This is a genomic window from Aquirhabdus sp. (assembly GCF_046462495.1).
GTDB lineage: Bacteria > Pseudomonadota > Gammaproteobacteria > Pseudomonadales > Moraxellaceae > Aquirhabdus.
In genome coordinates, this window is the sequence record NZ_JBKGVE010000004.1 from 95,138 (window position 1) to 113,768 (window position 18,631).

General features: G+C 47.8%; 14 protein-coding genes. 8 read left to right on the forward strand and 6 right to left on the reverse strand.

Annotated features, from left to right (window positions below; all coding sequences use genetic code 11):
- The first annotated feature begins 62 nt into the window (after positions 1 to 62).
- Positions 63 to 1,271, forward strand: a complete 1,209-nt coding sequence (tyrS, locus tag ACLHG7_RS03975) for a tyrosine--tRNA ligase (RefSeq protein WP_410209765.1) — start codon at positions 63 to 65, stop codon at positions 1,269 to 1,271.
- 55 nt (positions 1,272 to 1,326) lie between these two features.
- Here the strand turns inward: tyrS and sodC are convergent, their stop codons facing one another.
- The gene (gene sodC / locus ACLHG7_RS03980; RefSeq protein ID WP_410209766.1) at positions 1,327 to 1,833 is read right to left on the reverse strand and encodes a superoxide dismutase [Cu-Zn] SodC; all 507 of its coding nucleotides are present in this window, start codon (positions 1,831 to 1,833) and stop codon (positions 1,327 to 1,329) included.
- Between the two features lie 250 nt (positions 1,834 to 2,083).
- Here sodC and ACLHG7_RS03985 point away from each other — a divergent pair, with 250 nt between their 5' ends.
- Positions 2,084 to 3,310, forward strand: coding sequence for a class I SAM-dependent methyltransferase (locus ACLHG7_RS03985; RefSeq protein ID WP_410209767.1), 1,227 nt, complete (start codon positions 2,084 to 2,086; stop codon positions 3,308 to 3,310).
- 56 nt (positions 3,311 to 3,366) lie between these two features.
- Here the strand turns inward: ACLHG7_RS03985 and ACLHG7_RS03990 are convergent, their stop codons facing one another.
- The gene (locus ACLHG7_RS03990) at positions 3,367 to 4,164 is read right to left on the reverse strand and encodes a thioesterase family protein (protein WP_410209768.1); all 798 of its coding nucleotides are present in this window, start codon (positions 4,162 to 4,164) and stop codon (positions 3,367 to 3,369) included.
- A gap of 140 nt (positions 4,165 to 4,304) precedes the next feature.
- On the reverse strand, positions 4,305 to 6,107 hold the full coding sequence (uvrC, locus tag ACLHG7_RS03995) for an excinuclease ABC subunit UvrC (RefSeq protein WP_410209769.1): 1,803 nt from the start codon (positions 6,105 to 6,107) through the stop codon (positions 4,305 to 4,307).
- A gap of 288 nt (positions 6,108 to 6,395) precedes the next feature.
- Here uvrC and ACLHG7_RS04000 point away from each other — a divergent pair, with 288 nt between their 5' ends.
- Positions 6,396 to 7,328, forward strand: coding sequence for a Dyp-type peroxidase (locus tag ACLHG7_RS04000; protein ID WP_410210378.1), 933 nt, complete (start codon positions 6,396 to 6,398; stop codon positions 7,326 to 7,328).
- Between the two features lie 95 nt (positions 7,329 to 7,423).
- On the opposite strand, the gene ACLHG7_RS04005 is transcribed toward ACLHG7_RS04000, so the two are convergent.
- Positions 7,424 to 8,383, reverse strand: a complete 960-nt coding sequence (locus ACLHG7_RS04005) for an alpha/beta fold hydrolase (RefSeq protein WP_410209770.1) — start codon at positions 8,381 to 8,383, stop codon at positions 7,424 to 7,426.
- A 154-nt stretch (positions 8,384 to 8,537) separates the two neighbouring features.
- On the opposite strand from ACLHG7_RS04005, the gene ACLHG7_RS04010 reads away from it, so the two are divergent.
- The 3 genes from ACLHG7_RS04010 (at position 8,538) to ACLHG7_RS04020 (ending at position 12,741) form a co-directional block, all read left to right on the forward strand.
- Positions 8,538 to 9,020, forward strand: a complete 483-nt coding sequence (locus ACLHG7_RS04010) for a DUF3015 family protein (protein WP_410210379.1) — start codon at positions 8,538 to 8,540, stop codon at positions 9,018 to 9,020.
- Positions 9,021 to 9,165: 145 nt separating this feature from the next.
- Positions 9,166 to 11,160, forward strand: a complete 1,995-nt coding sequence (locus ACLHG7_RS04015) for a DUF4105 domain-containing protein (RefSeq protein WP_410209771.1) — start codon at positions 9,166 to 9,168, stop codon at positions 11,158 to 11,160.
- 102 nt (positions 11,161 to 11,262) lie between these two features.
- Positions 11,263 to 12,741: a peptide MFS transporter gene (locus ACLHG7_RS04020; RefSeq protein WP_410210380.1), complete on the forward strand. Its 1,479-nt coding sequence runs from the start codon at positions 11,263 to 11,265 to the stop codon at positions 12,739 to 12,741.
- Between the two features lie 62 nt (positions 12,742 to 12,803).
- Here ACLHG7_RS04020 and lpxO read toward each other — a convergent pair whose 3' ends face one another.
- Both lpxO and ACLHG7_RS04030 read right to left on the reverse strand, forming a co-directional pair.
- A complete protein-coding gene (lpxO, locus tag ACLHG7_RS04025) occupies positions 12,804 to 13,718 on the reverse strand; it encodes a lipid A hydroxylase LpxO (RefSeq protein WP_410209772.1) in 915 nt (304 codons plus the stop codon).
- Positions 13,719 to 13,885: 167 nt separating this feature from the next.
- The gene (locus ACLHG7_RS04030; RefSeq protein WP_410209773.1) at positions 13,886 to 14,677 is read right to left on the reverse strand and encodes an SDR family NAD(P)-dependent oxidoreductase; all 792 of its coding nucleotides are present in this window, start codon (positions 14,675 to 14,677) and stop codon (positions 13,886 to 13,888) included.
- Between the two features lie 567 nt (positions 14,678 to 15,244).
- On the opposite strand from ACLHG7_RS04030, the gene fadB reads away from it, so the two are divergent.
- Positions 15,245 to 17,395, forward strand: a complete 2,151-nt coding sequence (gene fadB / locus ACLHG7_RS04035; protein ID WP_410209774.1) for a fatty acid oxidation complex subunit alpha FadB — start codon at positions 15,245 to 15,247, stop codon at positions 17,393 to 17,395.
- 12 nt (positions 17,396 to 17,407) lie between these two features.
- The gene (fadA, locus tag ACLHG7_RS04040) at positions 17,408 to 18,580 is read left to right on the forward strand and encodes an acetyl-CoA C-acyltransferase FadA (protein ID WP_114900391.1); all 1,173 of its coding nucleotides are present in this window, start codon (positions 17,408 to 17,410) and stop codon (positions 18,578 to 18,580) included.
- The last annotated feature ends 51 nt before the right edge of the window (positions 18,581 to 18,631 follow it).

Genomic DNA, 18,631 nt, shown 5'->3' on the forward strand with positions numbered 1-18,631 from the left:
TCCTCGATATTAAAAACGGCTAATATATTACGCAATATTACGGCAGCTATATTTGTAAGGTTATGACGAATTTTCTTCCTGCGGAACAACAACTGGCGCTGATTGAGCGCGGTACGAGTGACATTATCCAACGTGATGAATTACTTAAAAAATTAAAAGAGAATCGCCCACTGCGTGTCAAAGCGGGCTTTGATCCTACGGCACCCGATTTGCATCTGGGTCATACCGTGTTGATCAATAAATTACGTACCTTCCAAGAGTTGGGCCATGAAGTTTTATTTTTGATTGGCGATTTTACCGCCATGATTGGAGATCCAACCGGTAAGAGTGCGACACGCCCTCCGCTAACGCGTGAGCAAGTGCTTGAGAATGCCAAGAGCTATCAAGAACAAGTGTTTAAGATTCTCGATCCTGAGAAGACTAAAATTGTGTTCAACTCGACTTGGTTCGAGCAAAAAAGTGCAGCGGACCTGATTGCCCTGGCATCACAATATACCGTAACCCGCATGATGGAGCGTGATGACTTTAGCAAACGCTTCAAAGCGCAACAGTCGATTGCCATCCACGAGTTCCTCTATCCGCTGGTTCAAGGTTATGACTCCATTGCACTGACTGCCGATGTGGAGTTGGGTGGTACTGATCAGACCTTTAATCTATTGATGGGTCGTACCCTGCAAGCGCGATATGGTCAGGAAGCACAGATCTGTATCACCTTGCCGATTCTGGAAGGGCTGGATGGTGTGCAGAAGATGTCGAAATCGCTGAATAACTATATCGGTGTCCATGATTCGGCGGGCAGCATGTATCAGAAGATTCTGTCTATGCCCGATAGTCTGATTCCGCGTTATTTTGAGCTACTCAGCTTTCGCCCGATGGACGAGATCAATGGCTGGTTACTTGAAATGGAAAATGGCCTGAATCCTCAGGAACTCAAAAAGCGTATCGCGCTGGAGTTGGTTGAACGCTTCCATGATGCCGATGCCGCAGCAAATGCACATAAGAGCGCGGGCAATCGCATTGTCGATGGAGAAATTCCCGAAGACTTGCCAGAAGTCACGCTTGCGCTGGAAGGGCAAGACGCTTTGTTTATTACCAGCGTCTTGAGTCGTGCTCAGCTCACCAAGAATGCCGCACAGGCCAAAGATGCGCTCGCTCGGGGTTCAGTGAAAGTGGATGGCGTTGTGGTTGATGCATCCTTTAGCTTGGTTGCTGGTGCAAATGTGGTCATTCAAGCTGGAAAGAAAGCCATCGCCCGCGTTATCGTGAGCTAAGCTGCTAAGCTGTGTGGCCCTCAAGGTGACCCTGATCACCTTGAGGCTATGTATATTATTGACCAATCACGCCGCAGACCAAACGGGGGCCACCGCCGCCAAGTTTCTCTGGCTGATCCGCGTAATTATCCCCGCCTAAATGAATCATCAGCGCATGTCCCGTCAGCTCAGAAATATGTTTAATTCTGGGTGCAAGCACAGGCAGCTTTGCCGTGCCATCGGCATTCACGGTCAGAGCAGGTAAATCCCCGAGATGACCGGAGTCGCTATAGGCACCCAGATGTTTTTCAGTTTTCTGCGGATCAAAGTGTCCACCTGCTGCCATGCCTTTGTTGTCACAGGATGGGTTCTGGTGCAGGTGGAAGCCATGAATGCCCGGCGGTAAACCCTTGAGATCGGGGGTGAGTACAACACCATATTTGCTTTCACTTAAGACCACCGTGCCAACAGCAGTGCCAACACCTTGATCGGCGGTAAAAAATAATGGCACGGTCGTATCCGCACTGGCGAGTGTGGAGAGACCCAGACAAATCGTTGCAAGACCCAGTGACAAAGTTTTCATGATTTAAATCCCTTGTAATACAACCTTCAATGAAGCGATGGATTCATCTATTTACAACGCATTTTTCTACAAATCCTTGCGATAGTCCTTTATACCGCGCTGGGTGATTAATGAACGTATCGCTCTCGTTTTAATTGGTAAGTCTGCTGCCATGCCTCTCAATATCCCTGCTCTTTATCTGACCTGTGCTGATCAATAAATTGCTATAATTCGCCCCAGCTTTCTCTTCTATCGTTGTCTAAAGAACCGTATGTCACTCCCCGAAAATGCTGTAGAGCAATTCTCTCATTGCCTCACTGATAGTCTTATCCCAAGCGCTGATGGCTTTTCATTTATCAAATTGAGCTTGGCTAAATATAGTGGCAATGAGGCTGGGCTGAACAAAATTTCTGTCCGCCTGCTTGAGGTAAAAGGTCAGCCGCATCTCTCCTTTACCTATCACTATCAGACACGTGATGTGACCAAAAATTTTCGCATTGAAGACGGGTTGGCGCAGATCCGTACCTATCTCGATCAGAGCCAAACCGATAGTTTTAAGAGTGCTCATTTAAGGTTGCAAGGGCTCGAGACGCAGTTACTCTTTAATAAGAAAAATGAGGCGACGATACAAACGACAGCGGTTGCGAACACTACTGTAGTTTCACAAGCCCATGATCGGGAGAAGAATCGTTTTATTGATATCAAGCGCCCGTTTCTAACGGGGCTTGGTGTGACGGATGCTCAGCAGAAATTGATTCCCGCCATGTCGCGCAAGTGGAAGCAGATCAACAAATTCATAGAAGTCTTCCAGCATGCGTTTGAGTCCTTAAAGCTGCCGACGAGTCGTCCAGTGCATGTCGTCGATTTTGGGGCAGGGAAGGGCTATCTCACGTTTGCGATACATGATTTTCTCCGTGAAACCTTGGGCTATACAGCTCAGGTCACGGGTGTTGAACTCCGTGATGAGCTGGTTAAGCTGTGCGGCAATGTCGTTAATCAATTGAGTATTCAAGGCTTAGGTTTTTATCAAGGCGATGTGCGCAGTTATCATCCAGAAGCCGTGGATGTCATGATCGCGCTGCATGCCTGCGATGTTGCGACCGATTATGCCTTGCATACGGGAGTGCGTTTGGGTGCATCCATCATCATGTGCGCGCCGTGCTGCCATAAGCAAGTAAGACCGCAAATACAGAGTCCGCAAGTCTTGCGTCCGATGCTGCAGCATGGGGTACATCTGGGGCAGGAAGCGGAGATGTTGACGGATGGTCTCCGTGCCTTGTTGCTGGAAGCCTGTGGCTATGAAACCAAAGTTTTTGAGTTTGTGGCGCTCGAGCACACCAGCAAGAACAAAATGATCTTGGCGATTAAGCGAGAGAGTCTAGCCAAGAATACGGCTAAAAAAGCTGAAATTTTAAGTCAGATTGAATCCATCAAAGCCTTTTATGGCATTCGTGAGCAGTGTTTGGAAAGCTTACTGATCGCTGATGGACTGCTGTAAAACAGCGACGTTCCACGTGGAACGTCGCTTAAATAGCATCACTTTTGCTTCACACGCTATGCAAAGATGGTCGCGGTTTGTCGACTGATTGCTACCAAACTTCCCCGCTCATCCCAGATATGCGCTTCACTATGCGCATAGCCTGCTTTAGCCGAGTCAGTTTTGACTTGATATAGCCACCAGCTTTCAGACGTTTTGTCTGAGGGAATATCCAAAAATTCCAAAGTCCAGCATAAGCTACTGGCTGGTGCCACGGTTTTAAACATAGGCAATACAGATGGCGGCCATGCATCAATCAGTGCAAAAAGGTGCGATACCGTCATCTCTGAAAACTGATCTTTCCAGCGCATCCAGCCACCAAAGTCAGGATGTGCTGCACCTGAGAAAGGCTGAGCACCATTGGTCCAGCGGATGTCTGTCTGTTGAAAGAACTCGGGCATCATGCCCGCGATATAAGGTAAGGCCCGAATCTCGTCCGGTTGTTTGCACTTTGGTGCGGCATGCGTGGGGAGGACATGGATTCCAGAATCACGTGCACTGCCAAAACTGGCCAACAGCACAGCCAGCACTTCACCATTTTGAATCAGGCGAGCTTCTGCCTGAGTCACCGATTTACCGCTGCGAAAGATTTCAGTTTTAAACTCAATTCCACCGACGGCAACAGCACCGATGAAAGAAACTGTGGCCGAGCGCAGCACGCGGTTTTGTCCATCTGCACCGAGCGTCGCGATGAGACGACTACATAGTAAACCTGCGACCAAACCACCATAAGTGGCTCGACCTTGGCCCCAGCCCGGTGGAATGGTCATTTGGTTCTGAGTTTGGGCTTGGGTTAACAGTTGATGGATCGACATGAGCATTCTCTTTTATTCATGAAAAGCGATGCTTTGAGCGTACATGAAATTAGAGTATGCGTCGGTGCATTTATGAGACCGACTGGTCATATATTTTGTGGGTGCTCGATGAGATGCTTGGCCGCTTTCTCTAGAAAGATCTACTCGTGCAGAACTTTATAAACGATCCGTGCAAGACTACTGCCAAACCCCGCTACACCCGCCAGTTCATTTTCTGATGCTCGCAGTACCCCTTGGATACCGCCAAAGTGGGTCAAGAGATCACGACGACGTTTGGGCCCCAGACCGGGAATGACCTCTAGGACCGAACCACCCCGCTTCTTATCGCGTTTGGCGCGGTGCTTGGTGATGGCAAAGCGATGCGCTTCATCACGAATCTGTTGAATAAGATGTAGCGCTTTATCGTCGGGCTCCAGCTGAAAGAAAGTACCGTCAATACGGTGCAGGGTTTCAAGACCAGGCTTACGTCCTTCGCCTTTAGACACGCCAATCATGAGCGGATGTAGATCCAATTTTTCCATCACGGCTTTAGCGACATTGAGCTGACCTTTACCGCCATCAATCAACATCAGGTCGGGGACCGGTTGCTTCTTATAGCGGCGTTCGAGTACTTGCGCCATGGCGGCATAATCATCACCGCCAGTGATGTCGGTGATTGCATACTGGCGGTAATCACGCTTACGGGCACCGCCCTGATCAAACACCACACAAGAGGCAATCGGGGATTCTCCCATGGTATGGCTGATGTCAAAACATTCAATACGATCAATAGGTTGTCCGAGTACATCCTGGAGCACGCGAAAGCGTTCTTTGAGCTGAATATGGTTGGCCAATTTGGCTTTTAGGGCACCATCAGCATTCATGTTTGCGATCTCAAGCCACTCTGCGCGATTCTCTCGTACACGGGATTTGATGGTGACCTTTTGTTTGAATTCGAGCTGGAGGGCTTCCTCAAGCGCGGCTTTGTCTGGCAGTTCCACGTTGACGATCAGCTCACTCGGGAGTTCATCGGCAAACTGGAAATAGAACGACGCGAGAAACTCGGATAACAGCTCCCCGATGTTGTCGTTCATATCGAGGTCAGGGAAGAAGCTTTTCCCGCCTAAAACTCGCCCACCGCGCACATTCATCACCTGTACACAGACCACACCCGCTTGTTGGGCAATCGCTAGGATATCGGCTTCTCCTTTTACCGTATAGACCGATTGATGGGCTTGCACTTCGCGCAGGACGCCGAGTTGATCACGGTAAAGCGCTGCTTGTTCGAAGTCGAGCTCTTCTGCCGCATGCTCCATTTGGCTGATGAGCTTTTGATTCAGGTCACTCATATTGCCTTTCATAAAGTCGATGGTATTGGCAACATCCACGGCATAGTCTTCAGGAGAGACGAGTCCGACACACGGTGCGCGGCAGCGTTTAATCTGATATTCCAGACAGGGTCGTTTACGCTGTGCAAAGAACGCATTTTCACAGGAACGCACCATAAACATTTTTTGCATAACGACCAAAACTTCTCGCGCTGCGGCTGCACTGGGATAGGGGCCAAAGAATTTGCCTTCCTGATGATTGCGTTTGCCACGTCCGGCGGCCAGTCGTGGGTAAGGCTGATCTGCGGAAATGAAAATATACAGATACGACTTATCATCGCGCAACATGATGTTATACGGCGGTTTATTTTCTTTAATCAGGTTTTGTTCGAGCAGCAGCGCTTCGGTTTCACTGCGCGTGATCAGGGTTTCAATATTACGGATGCGTGCGACCAGAGCCCGTGTTTTCGGGTGCTCAACGGTTTTGGCAAAATAAGTCGTGACTCTGTTTTTAAGGTTTTTTGCTTTACCGACATAGAGCAGCTCACCCTCTGCTCCCAGCATTTTATAAACACCGGGCAAGTTGGGCAGGGTGGCTAAGATGGCTCGGATATGGTCGGCGTAGAGTTCATTCATAGATCTGATATCGAATCGTGCAATTTTATTTTGGGTAAAGACAATCATCTCATCATACTTGAGTCGAACGTCACAAGCATAGTTTCACGTGGATGATGTTATCCATGGGTTTATTTGCGCTAAACTCAAGCGCAAAGGAGTTATATGATTTGAGCCGTTCACTTCTCATTTCCTTGGTTTAGCCGCATCATGTTGTGATTTGAATTAAGCCCGTTGTCATTGAGTTGTATCCATGGATACCTATAATCATTTAGAAATAAATAGTTGAGAATACCTATGTCTGGAAAGTTGTCTCCGCAGTCGGGTATTTTGCCTCCGATTCCTGGCTATGCCCGTTTCTTAATTTTGAATATCGAGCAGCTTGGGCTTGATCAGTTAAAAGCACAGCTCACCAAATTTGAAGAGACGCGCAATCGGCTTTTGACTCAATATCCCAATTCACGGTTATCCACGTCAATTGGTTTTGGGGCGGAGCTGTGGCAGCGGTTGGGCTTAGGCATGCCGCGCGGATTCCATGCCTTACAACCGCTGATAGGCAAAGGCACTTCCGATAAATTTGCCATGCCTGCAACTGGTGGTGATCTTTTGTTCCATATCCATAGTGATCGCGCGGATCTGTGCTTTATCTTGGCACAAGTGTTTATGCAGGGGATTAGTAATCAGGTTCAGGTCTTGGATGAACGCAATGCTTTTAGTTATCTGGATCATCGTGATCTGACTGGATTTATAGATGGCACTGAGAATCCGCAAGGCAGTGATGACCGAGCAGAAGCCACTTTGCTGGGAGAGGGTCACGGTAAATTTGCTGGCGGGAGCTTTGCCTTTAGTCAGCGCTTTGTGCATGACCTTGCCACGTGGAACCGACTGAAAGTCGATGCGCAGGAACATGTATTTGGTCGTTCTAAGCTTGAAAGCATTGAGCAACCCGAAGGCATCAAACGCACCAATTCGCATATTGGTCGAGTGGTCATCGAAGATGCACAAGGGGAAGAGCTAGAGATCGTGCGACATAGCATGCCATACGGTGATGCGAGTGGTGATCAAGGCTTGTTCTTTCAGGCCTATACCAAAGATCTAACCGTGATTGATCGGATGCTGTCGCGGATGTATGGCATTGAAGATGGCATTGGTGATCGAATGCTGAATTTCGTGACACCCGTCAGCGGTGCCTATTTCTTTGTACCATCACAAAATATGCTGGATGATTTAATCGACGCGTAACGTTTTCTGCGATTAAAAAACCGTATGGGAAGACTTCTCATACGGTTTTTTATGAGTCACTTTTAAAACCTTAAAAGTGACCGGATACACATCCATTAAGCAGCGACTTTAAGTGCCTTGAGTTTGGTCAGTTTCTTGGTGTCCACTGCTTCAACCCACTCCGTAATCCATGTGGCAACGGTTTGCGGTTCATTCAATAGCGCACTCCAATGCCCAGCATCTAAATCACGGCGATAAAGGTCTTTTACCCAATGCGTCAGGTCTTCAAATAAGAATGAATTGACGTAATTATCTCTTTTCAGCACGATGAGCTGAACAGGGCAATGGGCAAACATTTCTTGAGGTGACGTCAATTTGTTGATGAAGTTAGCGCGATAGAGTCGTACACCATAAACCCCATCATCAGTTTGAGTGGGGTTAGGATGAGCCTCAACCACGCCTTCACGTTTCTCCAGATACTTGGTCCAGAGTTTACCCAGACCATTTTTCCAGACTAACTCTGGCAGGATAGGCAGTTGGAACATGCCGATATACCATGAGCTGGCAAGCTGTCTGAAGGCATTGTGCTTGGGATCAATGGATGGTTTGAGCAAACGGCGACGCATCCAGTGTGCTGCATGATCTAAAGAAGGGCCAGACAGCGTGGTGTAGGAAGCAATACGACCTTTGAGTAAATCCGTGGTGACGGATTGCCAGCTTTGGATCGATCCCCAATCATGACCCACCAGATGGAAGCGACGGTCTGGAATAATGCTATCTACGACTGCTGCGAGATCTTGACTCAATAGTTCTAAACGATAATCAGAAATTTTCTTCGGTACATCCGACTTGCCAGCACCGCGGACATCATAAGCAATGACATAGAACTTAGGCGCCAGTTGCTCAATCAAGGGTAACCAAACCACATGAGAATCAGGATAGCCATGAACCAGTACAATCGGTGTATTCTTCGGGTCACCCCAAGTTGCAACATGTAGCCTGACATCATTGACGCTAATCACCAGTTGACTGGTGCCTGATGGGGCGTCTGTATATGGAGTAGGATTTAATACCATGGTAGGGCTATGCCTCGAAAACAGTGGGTTTAAGTTGCATGAATTCTATCGCAAATTTCTGTTATAAAATCATTAGCAATAAAACGTTATTCAGTTTAGTCTATATCTGCGGCACCTGTTTTATACCAATATAATATAAATCTCAAGGTTGAAGATTATGAAAAAACTAATAGTAGCGGCGGTATTGGTCGCATGTTCATCCGCAGCGATGGCAGACAATGATATCGGTTGCGGACTAGGGACTCAAGTCTGGGCTGGTCAAAAGGGCTTAGGTCCTAAAGTGCTTGGTGCTACCACCAACGGCACGTTCGGTAACCAAACCTTCGGTATTACTTTCGGTACGCTAGGCTGCCGTCAAAACGGTGTTGTTACTGCTTCAGCACGTTTGGGTGAGTTTATGGGGAATAACCAAGAAAGCCTAGCGCGTGATATGTCTGTGGGTCAGGGTGAAAGCCTGAATGTGCTGGCCAATCTGATTGGCATCAAAGAACAAGACAAAACCGTATTCTTCAACGCCACCAAAACCAACTTTGCAACTATATACGCGGCAAATAATCAAACGACTGGTCAAGTGCTTGCTGCATTACAAAGCGTAATGGCACAAGACGCGACATTGTCCGCGTATAAAATTGCCTAATTGAACATCCCGCTATAAGCAAAAAGGGCTCCGTGAAATACGGGGCTCTTTTGTCATTAGTTTTATATAATTAAAAAATTAATATTTATTTTTTAATTGCTTATTGGGTTATTGGTGTACATGGATGTACGAGCTTAAATCACGTATGATGCGGATAAAGACTTTGCCCTTTGGCTTGAGAAAGTCATTTAATCGATGGATGGGATTATTAACCCTGTCGATCATGCTGCCAGCCTTTGCCGAGATTGTTCCGGCTCACACATCACCATCGAATCAAATTACCCCCTTAAATATCCAAGCTTCAAACACAGAAATTTTGGCAGATGCGCTTGCCCGAGCTGACCGGATGCATTTAGCCGATTCACCCTATTGGCATCGTCTGATGGTTTATCAGAAAAAAAGGGCAGGATTCGAAAGTGCGGTGACCAAGTCGAGTTTCTTTCTGGCACCAAACGGGGGCCACAATCCTAAAGCAGAACTGGATGCGACGTTAAAGGGTCTTTTCAATTCAGGCATCAGTAAGCCAGATGATGCAACCGCATGCTTATTCCCTGTACGCCGCGATTGGCTGGTTGAGCAACTTGGGCTTAAAGACAGCGATTTACCCGCCACGCCATGCCCAGCATTGACCCAATGGTTGCAAGGGATTCAGCCTCAACATGCGACGTTGGTCTTTAGCTCTGACTATATGAATAATCCATCCTCGATGTTTGGTCATACGCTATTACGCCTTGATCCCGATGCCAATGTGCAGACCCGATTGCTGGCGTATGCGATTAACTATTCGGCACAAACTGATAATGCCAGTAGTGCCAGTTTTGCGATTAAAGGGCTAACGGGGCAATATCCCGGCTCTTATGACATCATGCCATATTATGAAAAAGTCAAAGAATACAATGATTTTGAAAGTCGCGACTTATGGGAGTACAGCCTTAATCTGACGCCGATGGAAACCCAGCGGATCACCAAACGAGTATGGGAATTGCGTTTTGTCTCTTTTCCTTATTATTTTTTGCATTCCAATTGTTCTTATCAACTCTTAGGTCTGATGGATGTGGCCAGACCGTCGCTATCCTTACAGGATCAGTTTCCGATCTATGCAATCCCTACCGATACACTGCGTGCCAGTCTGATCAAAGCGGGTTTACTTGAAAAAGTGGACTATCGTCCTGCCTTCGCCAGTCGCTTAAACGCCCAAGCGGATCATGCGATACCGCCTGTGATCAATGCTGCAAAGACTTTGGTTGAAAAGCCCGACGCCCAGTTAGAGGGACTCTCAGCAAAACAACAAGCACAGGCCAGTGAGATGGCCAGTGATTATGTTTATCACCAGTTTGTGGGTCATCATATCGATAAAGATGTTGCTCAGCTCAAGCTACGTGCGCTCCTGATCCGTCGCAGTCAATACGATGTCCCGGATACTCGCGTTACCGTTCCTGCACCAAGTATTGATCCCGCCCAAGGTCATTTGACGAGCCGGATCCTGTTGGGTGGCGGGGAAGCTCAGGGTCATGGTTTTGCCGATCTGGAGTGGCGACCGGCCTATCATGATCTATTGGATCCCGCTGGTGGCTATCGTAATGGTGCAGGCATCAACTTTTTACAGACACGTCTGCGCATACAGCAGGATGAGCTCTCTTTACAGCAATTAACGCTCCTTTCGATTGATTCACTGAGTCCAAAAACGGACTTCTTTGATCCGCTGTCATGGAATTTAGCCTTGGGTATTCGCCAAGTCTCGCAAGATCAAAAAGCATTTAGTCGGGATAAAACCCATGCCGTGAGTTATGTGCAGGGCGGTGAGGGACAGGCATGGCAACTCGGTTCTGCACTGTGTTATGGATTAGCCAGTGCGGCACTGGAGGGTGGTAAATTTTTAGATCATGGCTGGCGTGTTGGTATGGGCCCCAGTTTGGGTTGCCTGTGGAATATGTCCGCTTTTAGCCTACAACTACAGAGTACACAGTTGTTTTGGCAAGACCAGCATGTTTGGGAGAACCAGTCGAAAGTCGGTGCGCAAATTCCCTTGCATCTCGGGTCGAACGATCAACGGCAGGCCTTGCGTGTCAGTTGGCAACAAACTCGTCAGTCGAGTCGGCAGAGCCATGAGTTCAGCCTGTCTTGGCTGCGTTATTTTTAGCAATGTTTAGCGGATAGACTAAAGAGTTTTGACCACTTAGTTTGTCTGGATTTCTTATATTGTGCATGTTTATTGCATTGTATAGTCCCACAAATTTTAATTATTGAATTCAAACTTATGTCGACAGAGCGTACTTTTTTTGGACACCCGCGGGCACTAGCGCCGCTGTTCATGGCAGAACTGTGGGAGCGTTTTTCATACTATGGCATACGACCGCTACTGGTTTTGTTCCTCACCGCAACAGTGATGCAAGGTGGCTATGGCTTTGATCGTCCGACCGCCGCAGCGATAGTTGGCATATTCACGGGCAGTGTTTATCTGGCAACTTTACCCGGAGGGTGGCTGGCTGATAATGTCTTTGGTCAAGCGCGATCGATGTGGTGGGGCAGTATCCTGATTGCCTGTGGGCACTTAAGTATTGCGCTCGCACATCTGTTTGGTAGTACGGCTTTTTTTGTAGGTCTAGGCCTGATTGTCATGGGTTCAGGCTTATTCAAAACCTGTGCCTCGGTCATGGTTGGTCGACTTTATGAAGATACCGATCAACGCCGTGATGCCGGCTATTCGATCTTCTATATGGGCATTAATTTAGGCAGCATGGTTGCACCGCTCATCACGGGACTCTTGGCACAAGAGTACGGATGGTCTTGGGGATTTGGTGCGGGAGGGCTTGGAATGTTGATCTCATTGATCATCTACCGAGTTTATGCCAAAGCGACTTTTGATCGTCTGACCAATGACCTGCCTCCGATCTCACGCCAAAAAATGACGGCGATTATGTTGGGTTTGGTTGCGTCAATTCTTGCCATTATTATCCTGCTTGCAACCTTCCCACCGTTGGTGATTGCCAGTTCAATGACCTATGTCCTCGCAACAATCGTGGTGCTGTATATCAGTTGGTTGTTTATCTTTGGCGGTTTAAGTGGAAATGAAAAGAAACGCATTGTGCTCTGCTTAATCCTGTTTGTTGCTGCCGCAGTATTCTGGTCGGCCAACGAGCAGCAACCGACTGCATTGAACTTATTTGCGCAGGACTTTACCGATCGTCATGTCGGCGGATTTCTGATTCCGACGGTATGGTTCCAATCGATCAATCCGGTGACGATAGTGATCTTTGCACCGATTGTGGGATTGCTCTGGCAGCGTTGGCCAGTGCATGGGCTGTCATCCAGCATTGGCAAATTTATCATCGGTTTTCTGATGTGTGCTACCGCATTTGGTGTGATGTATCTGGCTGCAAATTTGGTACTCGGCGGTCAGCATCAAGTTTCACCGCTGTGGCTACTTGGCGCGTATTTACTATTTTCTATTGCAGAGCTCTTTGTCAGCCCCGTTGGTCTTGCTGCAATGACCTTGATTGCACCAAAGCATTTGCAAGGGCAAATGATGGGGCTGTGGTTTACCGCAGCGGCGTTGGGCAACCTGATCGCAGGATTGGTGGGTGGTCATGTTGACCCTAAGAATGTCGCACAGATGCCTAATTTATTTGGTCACACAGCGATAGCTCTGCTGATCGTTGCGGTGCTACTTTCCATTCTTGTGCCATTGATGAAGCGGTGGGTGAACGAGAAAATTGTTTAATTCATCATGCGCCTTATAAAAAAGCCCCGAACTAATCGGGGCCTTTTTTATATCGACAAGAATCAGTGTGAGAAGAAACCCGCAAGGAAAATCCAATACAACAAGCCACCCAGTATGAGCCACTTTAAGATGTAATAGATTTGGCGATTCTTCTTCTTCAGGTTCTTCGCGACCATGCGTACTTGATAGATATAGTGAAAGGCCTTGTTGATGCCGCCAGTACGATCAGCTTCATCATTGGGTGAGCTGGCTGCGGTCATGACATTGCGTGCGAACCAATGGTTAAAGGCCTGCGCCCAGCGTGCGGTCATTGGACGTTCAATATCACACAGCAGAATGATGCGATTTTCATCAGTACCATTTTCCGCGTAGTGAATGTAGGTCTCATCGAACATCACACCCTGACCATCGCGCCAGCTATAACGCTCTCCGTCCACATCGATAAAGCAGCGGTCATCATTGGGGGTGACGAGCCCTAAGTGGTAGCGCAGTGAGCCTGCATAGGGGTCACGGTGACGTACCAGACGGCTACCGGGTGGTAGCTCGGTGAACATCGCCGCCTTAACGGAATCTAGTCCACGCACCAGCTCAGTAGTCTTTGGGCACAGATCCATCGCTGAAGGATGACCATTCTCATACCATTTCAGATAAAAACGCTTCCAGCCTGTTTTAAAAAAGGAGTTAAAGCCGACATCGTTGTATGAACTCGAGGCTTTGATGCCGCCTTTCTCGGCCAACTGCTGGGCTTCACCGCGGATGACTTCCCAATTATCTTCCAGTACCTTCAAGTCTTTGAAGTACTCACTGGATAGGTACGGCGTGGTAGGGACTTTAGAAAACCAATACATGATCACGTTGACGGGTGCCATGAGGGTGGAATGGTCAAAAAACTGACGGAAAAAGGCATGTTTCACTTTACCTCGGCGCTGGATATAGATTGCCGAGAAGAGGAATATCGCCAGAATGATCCACTTCATAAAAATACTTTTTTTGGAAAAATTAGTCGTTATTTTATCAAGGCTTGCAGGCTCGTGCGACAACTAATCGACCACGAGCAACATTTAACCAAGTGTATTCTATGAATAGACAGTTAAAACAATTGCTTAGATTGAATATTAATTTGTGATCCGGCTAAAAAAACATCTTATTCAAGAGGGTTGACGCGTCCCATGTGATAGCGAACCCGCTCAGGGAGTCGTTTACTGACAACAGCGATGACATTATTGAGCATGCCCGGAGTGCAGACGGCTTGTCCGGCATTGACCGCGCGCCAGCCGGCACTGACGACAAATGGTGCATCACTCCAGAATGCCGCAGGGATTTTACTGGCCTTATCCGCAACATCCATCACATCATGAAATTCAGTGTGGGTAAAGCCAGGGCAAAGGGCGGTGACGCGAATTCCGTCACGACGCACATCCATATCCAGCGACTGTGAAAAGGCGAGCACATATTGCTTGATGGCCGAATACATAGTGCCGCGACCGGGCGGGGCAAAGGCGGCAAGGGAGGAGACATTGATGATCCGTCCCCACTGTTTTTCGGTCATGTTGGGCAGCACGGCATGGCAGAGTTCAGTCACGGCATTGATCATCACGTGCAATTGGGCTTGGACCACCTGCGGTGTTTGCTGACTAAAGCTTTCTTTTGGAGAGTAGCCGGCATTATTGATCAGGATATCAATCGACAGTTCACGGGTCGCAATTTCATCCATCAGGTGGGCTGTTGCACCCGCTTCAGCCAAATCACAACTGATGGCTTCCATGCGCTGTGGATATTTCTGCTGCAATTCACTGATTAACGCTTCAAGACGATCCAAACGGCGCGCGACCAACACCAGTTGATGACCTTCTGCGGCCAGTAAACGTGCGTATTCTGCACCTAGACCGCTGGATGCACCGGTAATGAGTGCGGTGTGTTGAGTCGTCGTAACCATGTTTAAAATCATCCTTTATATATAGCGTTGTTAAATATTATTGTTCATTGAGCGCACTAAAGACGACGAGCTGCGGTGAGTCTTGAAGGCCAGAATGCTGATCTGATCAGTGCTCAAGGCTATAGGCTCTACCCATGTTGTCCATATTATCCGCGCAATGATTTAAAAATGTTGCAATGCGACGCAGCTCGAAAGGGCTTGCCACTAAGGTGATCTCAGCAAGCTCTAAAAAGTTTAGGTGATCAATGTGAAGGTTTTCATTGCTATAGCCGTGAATTTTCATTTTTTTGTTTAACGATCCATTTTAAGGATACAAAAGTCATCCGTATTGAGTGGTTGTTTATCAGTTTTCATTAGCAAAATAATTTGTGACCTTTGCGTCACAGCATATATACACGCAAAAGCATCACTCAGCCACCGTCTTGGCGTACACTCTACACAGTTTTTTTCTGCTTGCCCTGATCCTATCCATGAAAACAGCATGGGAGCGATTTGTCAGCGCAGAGTTAACCCCTTTTTTGTAGTCAATTTTTTGCTGTTCCACTTCCTACATCAGGAGCTTTAGGCATGATTTACTCTGGTAATGCCATTTCCGTCCAGACTTTAAGCGACGGAATCGCAGAATTCAAATTCGACTTACAAGGTGAGTCGGTCAATAAATTGAACCGTGCCACCGTGCAAGAACTTAAAGAAGCCACAGCAGCGGTCAAGGCCGATGCAAGTGTAAAAGGCCTGATCGTGACCTCTGGCAAATCAACGTTTATTGTTGGTGCTGATATCACTGAATTTGGTGACAACTTTGCTCAAGGCGAAGCCGGTATCGAAGAGTGGCTGGGTGTATTGAATAGCGTATTCAATGGCTTTGAAGATCTGGATATTCCTAAAGTTGCAGCAATCAATGGCATCGCTTTTGGTGGTGGTTTTGAAGTATGTTTGGGCTGTGAATATCGCGTTGCTTCAACTGCCGCTAAAGTCGGTTTGCCAGAAGTAAAACTGGGTCTGTTCCCAGGCTTTGGCGGCACTGTGCGTTTGCCACGCGTGATCGGTATCGACAATGCACTGGAGTGGATTGCGACTGGTGCAGAGAAACGTCCAGACGTGGCATTGAAAGATGGCGCTATTGATGCCGTTGTTGTTCCTGAAAAATTAAACGAAGCAGCGATTGATCTGGTCAAGCAAGCATTGGCTGGTAAATTGAACTGGAAAGCACGCCGTCAAGAAAAATTAGTCCCTGTGAAACTGAGCCCAATCGAACAAATGATGGCGTTCAGCAGTGCAAAAGGCTTGATCTTGGCAAAAGCGGGTACAAACTATCCAGCACCAAAACTTGCGATTGAAAACCTTGAACAAAACGTCAATCTGAATCGTGATGAAGCGGTGAAGATTGAGTCTAAAGGCTTTGCAAAAGCAGCGGTTACTCCACAAGCAACTGCTTTGATCGGCGTGTTCTCGGCGGATCAAGTGGTTAAGAAGATGGCGAAGAAGTGGGAAAAACTCTCTCACCCAATCAAACAAGCGGCTGTACTGGGTGCGGGCATCATGGGTGGCGGTATCGCTTACCAAGCTGCAAGCAAAGGCACACCGATCGTCATGAAAGATATTCGTGATGAAGCGCTGGCACTGGGTATGGGCGAAGCGACTAAACTGCTTGCAAATCAAGTGGAAAAAGGTCGTTTGACGCCTGTGAAAATGGGTGAAACCCTGTCACGTATCCGTCCAACGCTGAACTACGGTGACTTTAAAGAAGTTGATATCGTCATCGAAGCGGTTGTTGAACTTGAAAAAGTGAAAGCCGCAGTTCTGTCTGAAGTAGAAACACTGGTTCATGACAACACCATCTTGGCCTCAAACACGTCAACAATTTCAATCACGTCTTTGGCTAAAAACCTTAAACGTCCTGAAAACTTTGTCGGTATGCACTTTTTCAACCCAGTACATATGATGCCACTGGTTGAAGTGATCCGTGGTGAGAAGTCATCTGATCAAGCGATTGCAACCACTGTTGCCTTGGCACAAAAAATGGGCAAAGTGCCTGTTGTTGTGAACGACTGTCCAGGCTTCCTGGTTAACCGTGTTTTGTTCCCATACTTCGGTGCGTTTGATCTGCTCGTTAAAGACGGTGCTGATTTCCAACAAATCGACAAAGTCATGGAAAAATTCGGCTGGCCAATGGGTCCTGCGTACTTGATCGACGTGGTCGGTATCGACACTGGTGTTCATGGTGCCGACGTGATGGCTGCGGGCTTCCCAGATCGCATGAAGCCTGACTATAAAGGCTCAATCCAAGTCATGTACGAAAACAAACGTCTGGGTCAGAAAAATGACAAAGGCTTCTATGTTTACGTCGCTGACAAGAAAGGCAAAAAAGCCAAGAAAGTGGATCCAACGACTTACGAGTTGCTGGCACCCGTTGTGACTGGTGAGAAGCGTGAATTTGATGCACAAGAGATCATCGATCGCATGATGGTTGCGCTGTGTAACGAAATCGTTCGTTGCTTGGAAGACAAAATCGTTGAAACCCCAGCAGAAGCCGATATGGCGCTGATCATGGGTATCGGTTTCCCGCCATTCCGCGGCGGTGCAGCACGTTATATCGATCAAACCGGTGTTGCAGCCTACGTTGCACTCTGTGACAAATATGCTCACTTAGGCAAAGCCTATGAAGCCCCACAATTGCTGCGCGACATGGCAGCAGCTAATAAATCATTCTACGGTTAAGGAGCGAAGACAATGGCAACTTTAAATCCACGTGATGTGGTAATTGTTGATGGTGTGCGCTCTGCAATGGGTCGTAGCCGTAACGGGATGTTCCGTAACGTTCGTGCGGACAGTTTGTCTGCTGAATTGGTACGTGCATTATTGATCCGTAATCCAGGTTTTGATCCAAGTGAAGTTGAAGACCTGATCTGGGGTTGCGTCAATCAAACCCTAGAACAAGGCATGAACATTGCCCGTAACATCGTTTTGCTGGCTGATCTGCCTAAGGTTGTTGCGGGTCAGACGGTTAATCGTTTGTGCGGTTCATCGATGCAATCTATCCATACTGCTGCGGCTCAAATTGCAACTAACCAAGGCGATATTTTCATCGTCGGTGGTGTAGAGCACATGGGTCACGTTGGCATGATGCATGGTATCGATCTGAATCCAGAAGCGTCTAAACACTATGCGAAAGCATCAAATATGATGGGCTTAACTGCTGAAATGCTCGGTCGTATGAACGGGATTACCCGTGAAATGCAAGACGAATTCGGCGTTGAGTCACACCGCCGTGCATGGGCTGCAACACAAGCGGGTCGTTTCAAAAACGAAATCGTGGGTGTGGAAGGTCATGACGAAAATGGTTTCCGTGTCTTGTGTGAAATCGACGAAGTGATTCGTCCAGATGCTAATCTTGAAGCATTCAAAGGCTTGCGCCCTGCGTTCGATCCACGTGGTTCGGTCACTGCAGCGACCTCTTCAGCATTGTCTGACGGCGCTTCTGCAATGCTGCTCATGAGTGCTGCGAAAGCGCAATCATTGGGACTCAAGCCACGTGCTGTGATCCGCTCTATGGCGGTTGCAGGTTGTGATGCGGCGATCATGGGTTACGGTCCAGTACCAGCGACTCAAAAAGCCCTGAAACGTGCAGGCTTGTCCATCAGCGACATCCAAACCGTTGAGCTGAACGAAGCGTTTGCTGCACAAGGTCTGTCAGTATTGAAAGCTCTTGATTTGCTCGACAAACAAGACAAAGTTAACTTGAACGGCGGTGCAATTGCATTGGGTCACCCTCTGGGCTGTTCAGGCGCACGTATCACTACGACATTGCTGAACGTCATGGAACAACAAGATACCCAAATCGGTCTTGCGACCATGTGTATTGGCTTGGGTCAAGGTATTGCAACCATCATCGAACGTGTTTAATTAAACGCGTTATGAATGAAAAAATCCCCGCTAAATTGCGGGGATTTTTTA